The organism is Micromonospora sp. NPDC005220 (assembly GCF_040607895.1).
Taxonomy (GTDB): domain Bacteria; phylum Actinomycetota; class Actinomycetes; order Mycobacteriales; family Micromonosporaceae; genus Micromonospora.
In genome coordinates, this window is record NZ_JBEXHP010000039.1 from 1 (window position 1) to 14,423 (window position 14,423).

16 protein-coding genes are annotated in these 14,423 nt (G+C 70.6%); 10 read left to right on the plus strand and 6 right to left on the minus strand.

The annotated features are described in order from the left end of the window. From ABZU52_RS16730 to ABZU52_RS16740, 3 genes are all read left to right on the plus strand, one after another. Positions 1-635, plus strand: a 635-nt coding sequence (locus ABZU52_RS16730) for a glycerate kinase (protein WP_354971909.1), incomplete at its 5' end; no start/stop codon positions are given. Between the two features lie 181 nt (positions 636-816). Further along, positions 817-1,185, plus strand: coding sequence for an iron-sulfur cluster insertion protein ErpA (erpA, locus tag ABZU52_RS16735; RefSeq protein ID WP_091407494.1), 369 nt, complete (start codon positions 817-819; stop codon positions 1,183-1,185). Positions 1,186-1,384: 199 nt separating this feature from the next. Then, positions 1,385-2,362, plus strand: a complete 978-nt coding sequence (locus ABZU52_RS16740) for a carbohydrate kinase family protein (protein ID WP_354971910.1) — start codon at positions 1,385-1,387, stop codon at positions 2,360-2,362. Positions 2,363-2,673: 311 nt separating this feature from the next. Here the strand turns inward: ABZU52_RS16740 and ABZU52_RS16745 are convergent, their stop codons facing one another. Both ABZU52_RS16745 and ABZU52_RS16750 read right to left on the minus strand, forming a co-directional pair. Beyond that, positions 2,674-2,907, minus strand: coding sequence for a sulfurtransferase TusA family protein (locus ABZU52_RS16745; RefSeq protein ID WP_091407500.1), 234 nt, complete (start codon positions 2,905-2,907; stop codon positions 2,674-2,676). Continuing rightward, on the minus strand, positions 2,904-4,055 hold the full coding sequence (locus tag ABZU52_RS16750; RefSeq protein ID WP_354971911.1) for an aminotransferase class V-fold PLP-dependent enzyme: 1,152 nt from the start codon (positions 4,053-4,055) through the stop codon (positions 2,904-2,906). The genes ABZU52_RS16745 and ABZU52_RS16750 overlap by 4 nt, the downstream gene beginning before the upstream one ends. Before the next feature lie 288 nt (positions 4,056-4,343). Here ABZU52_RS16750 and coxB point away from each other — a divergent pair, with 288 nt between their 5' ends. Both coxB and ABZU52_RS16760 read left to right on the plus strand, forming a co-directional pair. Next, positions 4,344-5,315 (plus strand): cytochrome c oxidase subunit II, encoded by a 972-nt coding sequence (gene coxB, locus ABZU52_RS16755; RefSeq protein ID WP_354971912.1) that lies wholly within the window; start codon positions 4,344-4,346, stop codon positions 5,313-5,315. 9 nt (positions 5,316-5,324) lie between these two features. Further along, the gene (locus ABZU52_RS16760) at positions 5,325-5,750 is read left to right on the plus strand and encodes a cytochrome c oxidase subunit 4 (protein WP_354971913.1); all 426 of its coding nucleotides are present in this window, start codon (positions 5,325-5,327) and stop codon (positions 5,748-5,750) included. 166 nt (positions 5,751-5,916) lie between these two features. On the opposite strand, the gene ABZU52_RS16765 is transcribed toward ABZU52_RS16760, so the two are convergent. From ABZU52_RS16765 to ABZU52_RS16780, 4 genes are all read right to left on the minus strand, one after another. Beyond that, entirely contained in the window at positions 5,917-6,120 is a 204-nt protein-coding gene (locus tag ABZU52_RS16765) for a hypothetical protein (RefSeq protein WP_354971914.1), read from the minus strand. Positions 6,121-6,503: 383 nt separating this feature from the next. Continuing rightward, on the minus strand, positions 6,504-7,559 hold the full coding sequence (gene trpD / locus ABZU52_RS16770) for an anthranilate phosphoribosyltransferase (protein WP_354971915.1): 1,056 nt from the start codon (positions 7,557-7,559) through the stop codon (positions 6,504-6,506). Between the two features lie 92 nt (positions 7,560-7,651). After that, positions 7,652-8,047, minus strand: coding sequence for a hypothetical protein (locus ABZU52_RS16775; RefSeq protein WP_354971916.1), 396 nt, complete (start codon positions 8,045-8,047; stop codon positions 7,652-7,654). 108 nt (positions 8,048-8,155) lie between these two features. Continuing rightward, positions 8,156-9,085, minus strand: a complete 930-nt coding sequence (locus ABZU52_RS16780; RefSeq protein ID WP_354971945.1) for a cytochrome c oxidase assembly protein — start codon at positions 9,083-9,085, stop codon at positions 8,156-8,158. Positions 9,086-9,184: 99 nt separating this feature from the next. On the opposite strand from ABZU52_RS16780, the gene ABZU52_RS16785 reads away from it, so the two are divergent. The 5 genes from ABZU52_RS16785 (at position 9,185) to ABZU52_RS16805 (ending at position 14,355) form a co-directional block, all read left to right on the plus strand. Next, positions 9,185-9,784 carry a heme-copper oxidase subunit III gene (locus ABZU52_RS16785; RefSeq protein ID WP_091408043.1) on the plus strand — a complete coding sequence of 200 codons (600 nt, stop codon included), beginning with the start codon at positions 9,185-9,187 and terminating at the stop codon, positions 9,782-9,784. A 70-nt stretch (positions 9,785-9,854) separates the two neighbouring features. Next, entirely contained in the window at positions 9,855-10,691 is an 837-nt protein-coding gene (locus ABZU52_RS16790) for a cytochrome c (protein WP_354971917.1), read from the plus strand. Positions 10,692-10,755: 64 nt separating this feature from the next. Beyond that, positions 10,756-11,844 (plus strand): Rieske 2Fe-2S domain-containing protein, encoded by a 1,089-nt coding sequence (locus ABZU52_RS16795; RefSeq protein ID WP_354971918.1) that lies wholly within the window; start codon positions 10,756-10,758, stop codon positions 11,842-11,844. Further along, complete coding sequence (locus ABZU52_RS16800; RefSeq protein WP_354971919.1) at positions 11,841-13,472, plus strand: cytochrome b N-terminal domain-containing protein; 1,632 nt, start codon at positions 11,841-11,843, stop codon at positions 13,470-13,472. Before ABZU52_RS16795 ends, ABZU52_RS16800 begins: the two co-directional genes overlap by 4 nt. A gap of 193 nt (positions 13,473-13,665) precedes the next feature. Then, on the plus strand, positions 13,666-14,355 hold the full coding sequence (locus ABZU52_RS16805) for a DUF4142 domain-containing protein (protein WP_354971920.1): 690 nt from the start codon (positions 13,666-13,668) through the stop codon (positions 14,353-14,355). The last annotated feature ends 68 nt before the right edge of the window (positions 14,356-14,423 follow it).

Genomic DNA, 14,423 nt, shown 5'->3' on the forward strand with positions numbered 1-14,423 from the left:
CCGCGGTCGACGCCCTGGACGGCGCGCCCCGGCTGCGCGGCGTCCGGCTGGTCGCGGCCACCGACGTGGACAACCCGCTGCTCGGCCTGCACGGCGCGAGCAACGTGTTCGGCCCGCAGAAGGGCGCCGACCGCGCCGACGTGCTGCTGCTCGACGCGGCCCTGGAGCGCTTCGCGGCGGTGCTGGAACGGGACCTGGCCGGCTGCCCGGCCAATCTCGCCGCGCTGCCCGGGGGCGGGGCGGCCGGCGGCATCGGCGCGGCCCTCCTCGCCCTCGGCGGCGACTGCGAGTCGGGGATCGGCCTGGTCACCCGGGCCACCCGACTCGACGCCGCACTGGACACCGCCGACCTGGTGATCACCGGTGAGGGGTCGTTCGACCACCAGTCGCTGCGCGGCAAGGTCGTGGCCGGGGTGGCCGGCGCCGCCCGCGACCGGGGAGTCCCCTGCGTGGTGGTGGCCGGGCAGGTGAGCACCGGCCGGCGGGAGGCCGCCTCGGCCGGGGTGACCGACGCGTACAGCCTGGTCGAGCACTTCGGCGGCGAGGAGGGCGGCGGGCTCGACGCCGCGCTGAGCCGTCCCGCCGAGGGGCTGCGCGAGCTGGGCGCCCGGCTGGCCCGGCAGTGGAGCCGCTGAGGGCTCCGACCGCCCGCGCGCCCGCCGCCACTGCGGGCCGACCTGCGGCGGGGATCACGCCACGCGGGTGAGGTCGGCCGGGGCGGCGTACGATCGGTTGAGGACCACAACCGGGAATCACTGGACGGCGCGCGGCGTTGGCCAGTGCGTCCGGACCCAAACCGCGCAGGGAGACTTCCACGTGACCACGCCAGCGCAGACCGAGTCGACCGAGGCCAAGGCCCCTACTTCCGTCGTCCTCACCGACGTCGCGGCGCAGAAGGTCAAGGCCCTGATCGAGCAGGAGGGCCGCGACGACCTGCGGCTCCGCGTCGCCGTGCAGCCGGGCGGCTGCTCCGGCCTGCGGTACCAGCTCTTCTTCGACGAGCGTTCGCTCGACGGTGATGTCGTGACCGACTTCGGTGGTGTCGAGGTCGTCGTCGACCGGATGAGCGCCCCGTACCTTTCCGGCGCGACGATCGACTTCGCCGACCGGATCGACGCCCAGGGCTTCACCATCGACAACCCCAACGCGGGCAGCTCCTGCGCCTGCGGTGACTCGTTCAACTGAGTCACACCACACACCAGCGACGATGGGGCCGTTCTCCGGGACGGCCCCATCGTCGTACCGGTCGGGGATTACACCGGTCTGGGAGCGGTCCCGAAGAGGGCCGTGACGAGCCGGTTGCCGTTGTCCGACCGAGCGGTGACCATCGGGTTGCCGTGCCGGTAGGCTGACCCGCGCCCTGCTCCCGACCCCGAGGGTTGACATGAAGATCGCCGTCACCGGCTCGATCGCCACCGATCACCTGATGAGCTTCCCCGGTCGCTTCGCCGACCAGCTCATCGCCGATCAGCTGCACAAGGTTTCCCTCTCCTTCCTGGTGGACGACCTGGTGCTCCGCCGCGGTGGCGTGGCGGCGAACATCTCCTTCGGGATGGGTCAGCTCGGGCTGCGCCCGGTGCTGCTGGGCGCGGTCGGCGCCGACTTCGCCGACTACCGCTCCTGGCTGGAGCGGCACGGCGTGGACTGCGATTCGGTGCACGTCAGCGAGGTGGCGCACACCGCCCGCTTCGTCTGCACCACCGACACCGACATGTGCCAGATCGCGTCGTTCTACGCCGGTGCGATGAGCGAGGCGCGCAACATCGAGCTGGCCCCGGTCGCCGACCGGCTCGGCGGTCTGGACCTGGTGCTGGTCGGCGCCAACGACCCCGAGGCGATGCTGCGCCACTCGGCCGAGTGCCGCACCCGCGGGTACGCCTTCGCCGCCGACCCGTCCCAGCAGCTCGCCCGGATGGGCGGGGAGGACGTGGTGGCGCTGATCGAAGGCGCCGAGTACCTGATGACCAACGACTACGAGAAGTCGCTGCTGCAGAGCAAGGCGCAGCTCAGCGACGACCAACTGTTGGACCTGGTCAAGGTGCGGGTCACCACGTTGGGCAAGCACGGTGTGGAGATCGCCGGACGCGGCATCGACCCGATCCACGTACCGATCGCCCGGGAGATCCGGGCGGTCGACCCGACCGGCGTCGGCGACGGCTTCCGGGCCGGCTTCTTCACCGCGCTCTCCTGGGGAGTTGGCCTGGAACGCGCCGCCCAGGTCGGCTCGTTGCTGGCCACGCTGGTGCTGGAGACCGTCGGCACCCAGGAGTACGAGGTCCGCCGCGACCTGTTCGTCAAGCGCCTCGCGGAGTCCTACGGAGACGCCGCGGCAGAAGAGATCCGCCCCCACCTCCTCCCGTAACCCACCCCACCCCACGCCTGCCCGCGTCGATCCGCCCCACGCCGCCTCTGCCCGCGTCGATCATGCAGTTGTGGTGGCCGAATAGTGGCCTTATGCGGCTTCTGTCACCCACCACAACTGCATGATCGACGCCAGGGGCGGGGTGGGGTGGGTCTCGTCACTGTTGACCCGTAGCCGCAGGGCCGCAGCGCCCTGCTCTGCGATGACGAGCAGGCGTACACCGGGAGGTTTCGGAACCCGGACAGTGCGGTGCGGCTCTTCGCCCGGTCGGGTCGTCGACTGAGGCGGATCTGGATCGACGAATGACGCTGTCAGTGGGTGCGGCGGACGTCGTACGCCGGGCCGTCGGGGCCGTTGACCGAACCGAGGAACTCCTGGCCGCGCATCCGGCACCAGGCTGGAATGTCGACCGCCGCCGCCGGGTCGTCAGCCAGCACCCGGACCACAGTGCCGACCGGCACCTCGGGCATCCGCCGCGCCGCCGCTATCACGGGCAGCGGGCAGCGTTGCCCCCGGCAGTCGATCACCTCGTCCGGCATCGTCACAGCCCCACCACCCCGGCCTCGGCGCGCAACCCGGCGACGATCCCGGGCAACTCGGTCAGGAACCGCTCCACGTCCGCCTCGGTCGTCTCCCGGTGCAGGCTGACCCGCACGTTGCCGTGCGAGAGCACCCCCATCGCCTCCAGCACGTGCGACGGACGCAGCGTGGACGAGGTGCAGGACGAGCCGGACGACACCGCGAAGCCCCGCCGGTCCAGGGCGTGCAGCAGGGCCTCCCCGTCGACGTACAGGCAGGAGAAGGTGACCAGGTGGGGGAGCCGGAGCATCGGGTCGCCGACCACCTCCACGTCGGGCACCTCCGCCGCGACCCGCTCCCGGACCCGGTCCACCAGGGCGGCCAACCGGGTCGCCTCGGCCGCCGCGTCGGCCGCCGCCGCCCGCAGGCTCGCCGCCGCCGCCACGACCGCGGGCAGGTTCACCACCCCGGGGGTACGGCCACTCTCCCGCTCGTCAGCCGGCCACGGTGACTCCCAGCGAGTGCCCTTGCGCACCGCCAGCACCCCCACCCCGGGCGGCCCGCCCCACTTGTGGGCGCTCGCCGTGAGCACCGACCAGCCAGCCGGCAGGGGCACCCGGCCCACCGACTGCGCCGCGTCCACGTACAGCGGCACACCCACGTCGACGCACGCGGCCGCCGCCTCGGCGACCGGCTGTACGGTCCCCACCTCGTGACTGGCAGTGATCAACGCGGCCAGCGCGACCCCCGGGGCCCGAACGGCTGTCGACCACGCGGTCAGGTCCAGCCGGCCCAACCGGTCGACCGGCACCTCAATGGCGGTCCCGCCCGCGCCGACGTGCCGCTCCGCCGCGTGCAGCACCGCCGAGTGCTCGATCGCCGAGTGCACCAGCGTCGCCCCGACCCGTCGCCGTCCGGTCAGGCCCCCGAGCACCGCGCCGTGGGCTGCGGTCGTACCGCTGGGGGTGAAGGACACCTCATCGGCGCGGACGCCGAGCGTCATCGCGGTGGCCTCGCGGGCGGCGTCGAGTAACTGCCGGGCCCGGCGGGCCTGCGTGTACAGCTTGCCCGGGTCGGCCCAGCCGTCGTCGAGCGCGGCCAGCAGCGCCTGCCGCGCGACCGGATGCATCGGCGCGGCGGTAGCCGCGTCCAGGTAGACCGGGGATGCGCTCACAGACCTGCCTTCGTTCGCGGCTGCGGGGCTCGCAACCCCGGCTCACTCCTCGCGCTCACAGACCTGCCTTCGTTCGCGGCTGCGGGGCTCGCAACCCCGGCTCACTCCTCGCGCTCACAGACCAAGACGCTATCGCGGCGGTACGCCCAGGATCCCCCAATGGGGGGCGGACAGTGACCCCACCACGGCCGAGTCCGTCATGGTCGAGTAATCTGCGACCGTCGGTGACGCCTTTGCCGCCGGTGCTGACGAAAGACGCACCGCGGCGCGCTAGGGAGGCAGGACCAGGTGGTCGCAAGGAGTTCGGAGGTACGGCCGTCGGCCGTACGGCACAGCGCTTCCCCAGGGGTTGGTGGACGCCGGGGGCGTGGTGCTGGTCGCCTGGCCGGGCTCGGTCTCGGTGGCGTCGCGTTGCTGGTTCTGCTCACGGGCTGTGACGTGGGTCAGACCTTTGGCGGCTTCGGCTGGCCGCAGGGCGGCATCTCGGCGGAGTCCAAGCGGATGTACGACCTGTGGATCGCCTCCTGCATCGCCGCGCTCGCGGTCGGCGTCTTCGTGTGGGGCCTGATCTTCTGGTGCGTCGTGCGCTACCGCAAGCGTGGCAACGCGCTGCCGGTGCAGACCCGCTACAACATGCCGATGGAGTTCCTCTACACCATCGCGCCGATCCTGATCGTCTCCGTGCTCTTCTACTACACGGCGATCGTGCAGACCGACGTCGACAAGCTGTCGAAGAACCCGGACGTCACGGTCGAGGTCGTCGCGTTCAAGTGGAACTGGCAGTTCAACTACCGCGACGGTCAGGGCACGGAAGCCCGCACCACCGCTTCGACGCTCGGCACCAGTGAAGTCATCCCGGTGCTGGTGCTGCCGACCAACCGGTCCATCCGGTTCGAGGAGACCAGCCGCGACGTCATCCACTCGTTCTGGGTGCCGGAGCTGCTGTTCAAGCGGGACGTCATGCCGGGCAAGATCCGCAACGTGTTCGAGGTCTCCAGCCTGGATGCCGAAGGTGCCTACGTCGGGCGCTGCGCCGAGCTGTGCGGCAGCTACCACGCGTTCATGAACTTCGAGCTGCGGGTGGTCTCGCCGGAGAAGTACGACCAGTTCCTCGCGGCCAAGCAGAGCGGCAAGTCCACCCAGGACGCGCTGTCCGCGATCGGTGAGGAGCCGTACGCGAAGACCACGCAGCCGTTCGACACCAGGCGGACGCAGGACAACTTCAACCCGGACAAAGCTCCGGCCGGCACGGGAAGCTGAGGCAGCCGCATGAAGACCGAGTGGCGTATCTTCCTGATCATCGCCGCGTTCCTCTTCGGTGCCACGATCCTCTACGGCGCCTGGACGCACGGTGAGTCGGGCCACGTCGAGTGGGTGGGCACCGTCGCCCTGCTGCTGTCGTTCCTTCTCTGCTCGATGTGCGGTGGCTTCTTCTGGTTCGTCTCCCGCCGCATCGACCTGCGCCCGGAGGACCGCCCGGACGCCGAGATCGCCGATGGTGCTGGCGAGGTCGGCTTCTTCAGCCCGGGCAGCTACTGGCCGTTCGGTCTGGCGCTGGCCGCCGCGATCGCCGCGCTCGGCATGGTGTTCTGGCAGTACTGGCTGATCGGCGCCGGCCTGCTGGCCGTTGTCTTCTCCGCCTGTGGGCTTCTGTTCGAGTACTACAGCGGCACCCGGCGTACCGCCGAGCACTGACCCACCCGGTCGCCGTCGCGACCGACCGCACACGACGAAGGCCCGTTCCCCGAGGTGGGAGCGGGCCTTCGATCATGCGCCAGGCCAGGTCGGCGGCGAGGCGGTGCTGTGGTGAGGCGGTGCTGTGGTGAGGCGGTCGGGCGGCGGCGGGCGGGCGGCGTGGCGGTCAGGCGGCGTGGCGGCGGGCGGGCTGGCGTCGGCGGACGGCCAGCCGGGTGACCGGGAAGGCGAACGTGCTGACCACCACAGCGGCGCCGCAGTCGGTGCAGATCAGCTCTGGACAGCCGGTGCCGTGGCCGTCGACGCAGGGCGGCGCCTCGAACAGCGCCACGCCCTCGCAGACGTCGCAGTAGAGCTCGCGGTGCGACACGGGCGTCTCCTCTCGATTCCAGCCGGCTCGCCCCCCGGATGCGACAAAGACGCACGGACGGCAGCGGAGAACTACTCAGCTGTAGTTTCCCAGACGGGTCCGACAAATCTCCGCGCGCCGTCGTCCGCTCGCCGGTATCCGAGTGTGATCCACTCGGCTTCATTGATGTCGGGGCCTTCCGGCTGCCCGGACACCACGGATTCAAGGAATCCGAGTCGATCACGCCTGGGACACCGCCCGCAGACGGCACCGAGAGGTCACGCGGCGCCGAGAGGTCACACGGTGCCGAGAGGTCACGCGGCGCCGAGAGGTCACGCGGCACCAGCGGGTCAGGCGGCGCCGACGGGTCACGCGGCACCAGCGGGTCACGCGGCGCCGACGGGTCAGGCGACGGGTCGGGCGGTGGCGGTCTCGATCCAGCGGTCCAGGGTCGCGGCGGCAGCCCCGGAGTCGATCGACTCGGCCGCCCGGGCCAGGCCGGCGCGGAGCGCCTCGGTCAGGTCGCCGTCGAGCGGGCCCTGGGTGGCCAGCGCCGCCGCCGCGTTGACCAGCACCGCGTCCCGGACCGGGCCCGTCTCGCCGGCCAGCAGGCGACGGGCCACGCCGGCGTTGTACGCGGCGTCACCGCCGCGCAGGTCCGCGAGGGTGGACCGGGGTACCCCGAGGTCCGTCGCGTCCAGCACGGCCTCCCGTACGGTGCCGCCCTGGGCCGCCCAGATCCGAGTCGGCGCGGCGGTGGTGAACTCGTCCAGCCCGTCCTCGCCGCGCATCACGATCGCCGAGTCGCCACGGGCCGCGAACACGCTGGCCATCACCGGGGCCATCCTGAGATCGAAGCAGCCGACCGCGCCGGCCCGGGGACGGGCCGGGTTGGTCAGCGGGCCGAGGAAGTTGAAGAAGGTGGGCACGCCCACCTCGCGGCGGACCGGGCCGGCGTGCCGCATCCCGGGGTGGAACCGGGCCGCGAAGCAGAACCCGATGCCGGCCTCCTCGACGCAGCGGGCGACCTGCTCCGGGGCGAGGTCCAGCGGGATGCCGAGGAACTCCAGCAGGTCGGCGGTGCCGCACAGGGAGGAGGCGGCCCGGTTGCCGTGCTTGACGACACGGACGCCCGCGCCGGCGACCACCAGTGCCGTCATGGTGGAGATGTTGACCGTGTGGGCGAGGTCACCACCGGTGCCGACCACGTCGAGGGCGGTACGGCGCAGCTCCTCGGGGAGCGCCACCGGGACCGCGCGACCGAGCATCGCCTCCACCAGGCCGGCCAGCTCCGCGGGGGTTTCCCCCTTGGCCCGCAGCGCCACGGCGAAGGCGGCGATCTGCGCCGCGCTCGCCGAGCCGGTCATGATCTCGTCCATCGCCCAGGCGGTGTCGGCGGTGGAGAGTTCGTCACCGCGCAGCAGCGCGTTGAGCAGGTGCGGCCAGGTCCGATCGCCCATGGCGGGCCTCCCGAGCATGCGAAGTGCGGGTGGGCTGGAACCGGCGCCGAGAAGTTCCGGCGCCGTGGCGGGTGCCGGAGGAGCGTGGGACGTCAGGCGGGTGCGTGCGTCCGCAGCAGCTCGGCCACCGTGCCGCCGGTGGTCACCGGGTCGAGCGGGTGCATCAGCACCGCGTCGACCTCGGCGTACGCGGCGAGCCATCGGTCGGCGGCGCGGGCGATCACCAGGCAGGTCGGGGGAGCGTCGTCCCGGTCGTCCTTGATCTGCCGGGCGATGCCGATGCCGCCACCCGGGCTCGCCTCGCCGTCGAGCAGCAGCAGGTCGATCTCGTAGTCGTCGACCAGCCGGATGGTCTCCGCATAGGTCGACGCGTCGACGAACTCGATCTGCAGCCCGGGCGCGGGTCGGGTGCCGACGGCCATCCGCATCCGATCACGGACCTGCGGGTCGTCGCTGTAGAGCAAGACGGTGCAAAGACGATCGCTCATGCCGGCACTCCGCTTCCACCTCGTAGCTGCCCGCAGATCGTACCGGGCGGCGTGACGTAGCCGACATCCCGCCCGGCGTCACGCGTCCGGGCGTACCGTCCGGGCAGCTCAGGCGGACGCGGCGTCGGCGGCGCGGTCGCGGGCCTCTTGGCGGTCCAGCTCGCGGTCCACCCGGCGGGCCTCCCGCTCGGACTGCTTGACCCACTGCACCACCAGCACCGCGAGCATGGTCACACTGACGAACTCGCCACCGGCCCAGAGGATGCCGCCGGCCACCACCTGGTCCTGCCAGGGGTCGACCCAACCGAGGTTGAGCGACGGGTACCAGTCGCCGCCGAAGAGCGTGCTGCTCTGCATGATGGTGAGCCCGAGCACGGTGTGGAACGGCACGGAGAGCAGCATCAGCAGCGCCCGCGCCGGGTACGGCCAGCGGCCGGGCAGCGGGTCGAGGCCGAGCAGCGGCCAGAAGAACACGCAGCCGGTCATGATGAAGTGCGCGTGCACCAGCTCGTGCGCCCAGGTGTGTTCGAGGGTGTAGCGGTACAGGTCGCTGAAGTACAGCACGAACGGGTTGACCACGAAGATGGCGAACGCCACCAGCGGGAAGCTGTAGACCCGGGCGACCCGGCTGTGCACGATCGCGAGCAGGCGCTTGCGCGGCCCGACCGGCAGGGTCCGCAGGGCCAGGGTCATCGGCGCGCCCAGCGCCAGGAAGATCGGCGCCACCATGGACAGCACCATGTGCTGGATCATGTGCACGGACAGCAGCGCGGTGTCGTACGCGTGCAGCCCGCTGACCGTGACGAGCGCGATGCCGCCCAGGCCGGGGCCGAGGAAGAAGACGGTACGGCTGATCGGCCAGCGGTCGCCGCGCAGGCGCAGCCGGTACACCCCGTAGAGGTACAGGCCGGCGGCGAGCACCAGACCGAGGGCCAGCCAGCTGTCCAGCCGGGTCTCGCTCAGCACCGCGCCGACGGTGAACGGCGGCGGGGCCGAGGTGGCGGTGAAGATCGGATCGACGTGCAGCACGCTTTTCAGGCTAGGCCAGGCGAACCGGACCCTGACGCTCGGGCCACGGAAGGCGCAGGTTTGCCACCCCGCTGATCGGCGGCCCCGGTCAGGGGCAATAATGACGGCGTGACTGCGGCCCCAGCCATTGACAAGAGCCGGATCCACTCTCTGACCCGACCAAACATGGTCAGCGTCGGGACGATCGTGTGGCTCTCCAGTGAACTCATGTTCTTCGCGGCGCTGTTCGCGATGTACTTCTCGATCCGCGCGGCTGCGCCGGAGCAGTGGGAGAAGCACACCGAGGCGCTGAACATCCCGTACGCGACCACCTTCACGGTGATCCTGGTGCTGTCCTCGGTGACGTGCCAGCTCGGCGTCTTCGCGGCGGAGAAGGGTGACGTGCACGCGCTGCGGCGCTGGTTCACCGTCACCTTCGTGATGGGCCTGATCTTCGTGCTCGGCCAGCTGAACGAGTACCGGCACCTGGTAGCCGACGGCATCAAGATCAACGGAGACGGGTACGGGTCGGTGTTCTACCTGACCACCGGCTTCCACGGTCTGCACGTGACCGGTGGTCTGATCGCCTTCATCATCTTCATGGTCCGTACGACCATGGGCCGGTTCACTCCGGCGCAGGCGACGTCGGCGATCGTCGTGTCGTACTACTGGCACTTCGTCGACGTCGTGTGGATCGGGCTGTACGCCATGATCTACTGGCTCCAGTGATCTTGCGCGTCACATTCCGCGCTGCTGCTCCGTCCCCTGAGACAGGTCCAACCGGTTAAGGACACCGCTCATGACTTCTGACAACGACCGCCGACGCGGTCTGCTCGCGCGGTTGCGCGAGCGGCCCGCCGCGCGCAGCAGGGGCCGCCGCCGGCTGGGCGCCGCGGTCCGGCTGATCGCCGCGCTGATGCTGGCCGGCGGCGCATACACCGTCTTCGCCCCGGGTGCCCAGGCCCAGGACAACCCGCAGCTGACCGGCGCCGCCGCCGAGGGCAAGGCGCTGTTCGACGTGAGCTGCGTGACCTGCCACGGCCGCAACGCCCAGGGTGTCGAGGGCCGCGGGCCGAGCCTGATCGGCGTCGGCGCGGCGTCGGTCGAGTTCCAGGTCAGCTCCGGGCGGATGCCGCTGGCCCGCCAGGAGGCCCAGGCGCACCGCAAGCCGCCGGTCTTCACCGACGAGCAGACCCGTCAGCTGGGCCAGTACATCCAGGAGCTTGGCGGCGGCCCGGTCGTCCCCGAGGGCGACAACCTCCGCGAGGACGGCAACGTCTCGGCCGGCGGCGAGCTGTTCCGGATCAACTGCTCGCAGTGCCACGCGTTCGGTGGTGGCGGCGGTGCGCTCTCGTCGGGCAAGTTCGCCCCGAGCCTGCACCCCGCGACCGACCGCCAGATCTACGCGGCGATGTTGAGCGGTCCGCAGAACATGCCGGTGTTCGGCGACAACCAGCTCCGGCCGGAGCAGAAGGCCGACATCATCGCCTACATCCAGGAGACGCTGAAGCAGGACCAGGACCCGGGCGGGTTCAACCTCGGACGGTACGGCCCGTCCACCGAGGGCCTGGCGATCTTCCTGGTTGGCATCGTGGCGCTCGTTTTCGCTAGCCTGTGGATTGCGGGCAAGTCGTGATCGAGCGGAGCATCCGATTCAGTGCTGTGGTGCCGCTCGGCGCCACCCGTAGCGAGGTGACGGCATGAGCACCCACACCGAGCACCAGGCCACGCAGGGCCGGGAGCCGCTCGACGTGAACGACCCCAAGCTGACCCGGTTCGACATCGTTCGTGAGGGCGCGCGCCGGGACGACATCGAGATCGTCCACTACGAGCCGCAGGTGCTGCCGGGCACCAAGGCGGAGCGTCGGCTGACCCGGGTGGTCGCCGGCTTGTTCCTGATCACCGGCTTGGCCGCGACCGCCTTCCTGGCCATCTACATCTGGTGGCCGTGGAAGTACGAGGCGGGCCGGGGCGGCGACAAGTTCTACACCCCGCTGCTCGGTTTCACCCTCGGCGTGGCGCTGCTCGCCGTCGGCTTCGGCATCCTGACCTGGGGCAAGAAGTTGCTGCCCAAGGAGGTCTCGATCCAGGACCGGCACGAGGGTCAGGTGGACTCCGAAGGCCGCACCATCACCGGTCAGACCATGCTCTACATGGCGGACGAGCTGGGTGTGAAGCGTCGTCCCCTGCTCGGCATCTCGCTGCTGGCCGGTCTCGCGCCGGTCGGCGCGGTCGTCGCGGCGCCGCTGGTCGGCGGTCTGATCTCGCAGCCGCACAAGAACAACCAGATGTTCACGACCGGGTTCGCCACGCCGGAGGGCGGCCAGCGGATCCGCCTGGTCCTTCAGGACGGCCGGCCGATCCGCCCGGCGGACATCAGCACCGGTGGGCAGGTGACCGTCTTCCCCGGCATCGACCACGGCGTGAGCAACAGGCACGCCGACTCGCCGACGCTGCTGATCCACCTTCGTGACTCGGACGCGCAGGAGTCGCGCCGGGCCAATGAGCGGGTCGGCCACGGCGACTACATGTGGGGCAACTACGCGGCGTTCTCCAAGATCTGCACGCACGCCGGCTGCCCGGCCAGCCTCTACGAGCAGCAGACCAACCGGCTGCTCTGCCCGTGCCACCAGTCCCAGTTCCTGATCACCGACAACGCCCGGCCCGTCTTCGGCCCCGCCAGCCGGCGGCTGCCGCAGCTGCCGATCGAGGTGGACTCCGAGGGCTTCTTCGTGGCGAAGTCCGACTACACCGAGACCGTCGGGCCTGATTTCTGGGAGCGGCCATGAAGCGTCGAAAGTTTGACCTTGCGGCGACACCGGGCAAGGCCGCGGTGGGAGTGGACGACCGCTTCGCGGTAGCCACCCCGCTGCGCAAGCTGCTGAACAAGGTATTCCCGGACCACTGGTCCTTCCTGCTCGGCGAGATCGCTCTGTTCTCGTTCGTCGTGCTGCTGCTGACCGGTGTGTTCCTCACCTTCTTCTTCGAGCCGGCGATGACCGAGGTGGTCTACGACGGCAGCTACGCGCCGTTGCAGGGCACGCCGATGTCCGCCGCGTACGCCTCCAGCCTGGACATCTCGTTCGACGTCCGGGGCGGTCTGGTGATGCGGCAGATGCACCACTGGGCGGCGCTGCTGTTCATGGCCGCGATCGTCGTGCACATGCTGCGGGTCTTCTTCACCGGCGCCTTCCGCAAGCCGCGTGAGACCAACTGGATCATCGGTTCGCTGCTGTTCTGGGTGGGCTTCCTGGCCGGCTTCAGCGGCTACTCGCTGCCGGACGACGGCCTGTCCGGCACCGGCCTGCGGATCGCCTCGGCGATCATGCTGTCCATCCCGGTCGTCGGCTCCTGGGTCACCTCGTCGATCTTCGGTGGCGAGTTCCCCGGCACGATCATCATCAGCCGGTTCTTCATCGCCCACGTGCTGCTCATCCCGGGTCTGCTGGTGGCGCTGATCAGCGTCCACCTGGGTCTGGTCTTCAAGCAGAAGCACACCCAGTGGCCCGGCCCCGGCCGGACCAACAACAACGTGGTCGGCGAGCGGATGTTCCCGCGGTACGCGTTGAAGCAGGGCGGCTTCTTCATGGTCGTCTTCGGCGTCATCGCGCTGATGGGCGGTCTGTTCCAGATCAACCCGATCTGGCTGTTCGGCCCGTACGAGGCGTGGGTGGTCTCGGCCGCCAGCCAGCCCGACTGGTACGTCATGTTCCTCGACGGGTCGACCCGACTCATGCCGGCCTGGGAGATCAACATCCCGATCGGCGACGGGTACGTCATCCCGCCGCTGTTCTGGCCGACTGTCGTGCTGCCCGGCATCCTGGTCGGCCTGTCGACGATGTATCCGTTCCTGGAGGCCCGGCAACTCAAGGACCGCAAGAGCCACAACCTGCTCCAGCGGCCCCGCGACGTTCCGGCCCGGACCGCCGTCGGCGCCATGGCCGTCTCGTTCTACATCGTGCTGACGCTCTCCGGCGCCAACGACGTGATCGCGGACAAGTTCCAGATCAGTTTGAACGCGATGACCTGGGCGGGCCGGGTCGGCCTGCTGGTGCTCCCGCCGCTGGCGTACTACGTCACCTACCGGCTCTGCCTGGGTCTGCAGCAGCACGACCGGGAGGTGCTCGCGCACGGCGTGGAGACCGGCATCATCCGGCGCCTGCCGGACGGCCGGTTCGTCGAGGTGCACCAGCCGCTCAGCGCGTCGAACGGGCACGAGGACGGTCACGGCCAGTTGGAGTACGTCGGCTGGGTCGTGCCGAAGAAGATGAACCGGCTGGGGGCCCTCGGCCCGGCCATCCGGGGCTTCTTCTACCCGATCGAGAAGCCGGTCGAGGCACCGGTCTCGCCGGGGCACCCGCCGGTCGAGCCCCGACCCGAGCGCGAGGAGATCGGCAGCGGGGACAGCCGCCGCTGACCGCCCAGTCGCACCCGTAACGGGGCGCCCGCCGGATTCCGGCGGGCGCCTCGTCGTATCGCCCTCTCCGACCCATCCGCCCAGGAGTCGGACGGCCACGGTGCGACGGGTCGACCCCACGCGACGGGTGATCGCAGGAATAACCCCGGTGAGCCGGGTATCCGTGCGGTCCAACGTCTCAAGGGGGGGAAGCATGTTGGGTATCAAACGCCTCGGCCTGTTGGCCGCGCTGGTACTGGTCGGGGTCGCGCCGGCCGTGGCCGCGCAGGCCGCGGCACAGCCGTCAACGCAGGACACCCAGTACCTGCAGGCGCTTCACCAGGTCAACCTGTTCGAGATCACCGCCGGTGACCTGGCCCAGCAGAAGGGTCAGGACCAGGGGGTCAAGGACCTGGGCGCGATGTTCAAGTCCGACCACACCCAGCTGGACCAGACGGTGCAGCAGACCGCGTCCCAGCTCAAGGTGGAACTGCCGAACGAGCCCAGCGCCGATCAGCAGGCGGTCCTCGACAAGCTGAACAACGCCAGCGGCGAGAAGTTCGACCGCGAGTGGGTGACCGCGCAGCTGGCCGGTCACGTCCAGGCCATCCAGGCCACCCAGACGGAGATCTCGCAGGGCTCCGAGCAGTCGGTGGTCCAGTTGGCGCAGACGGCGCTTCCGACGCTGCAGACGCACTACGACGAGTTGGTGGCGCTCGCCAACAAGCTGGGCATCCCGGTTCCGCAGACCAGCGCCAGCGGTACGCCCAGCCCGGGCGGCACCGGCACTGAGTCGCCGGCTCCCGGCGGCACCGGCACCGAGTCGCCGGCTCCGGGTGGCACCACCGAGTCCCCGGCTCCGGGCGGCGGCACCACCGAGGTACCGGCTCCAAGCTCGAGCTGACGTAGCCACAGCGGACGGTCGGTCCACCCGCGCGGGGGGCCGCCCCCCCGTTGAGCGCCCCCCGCCCG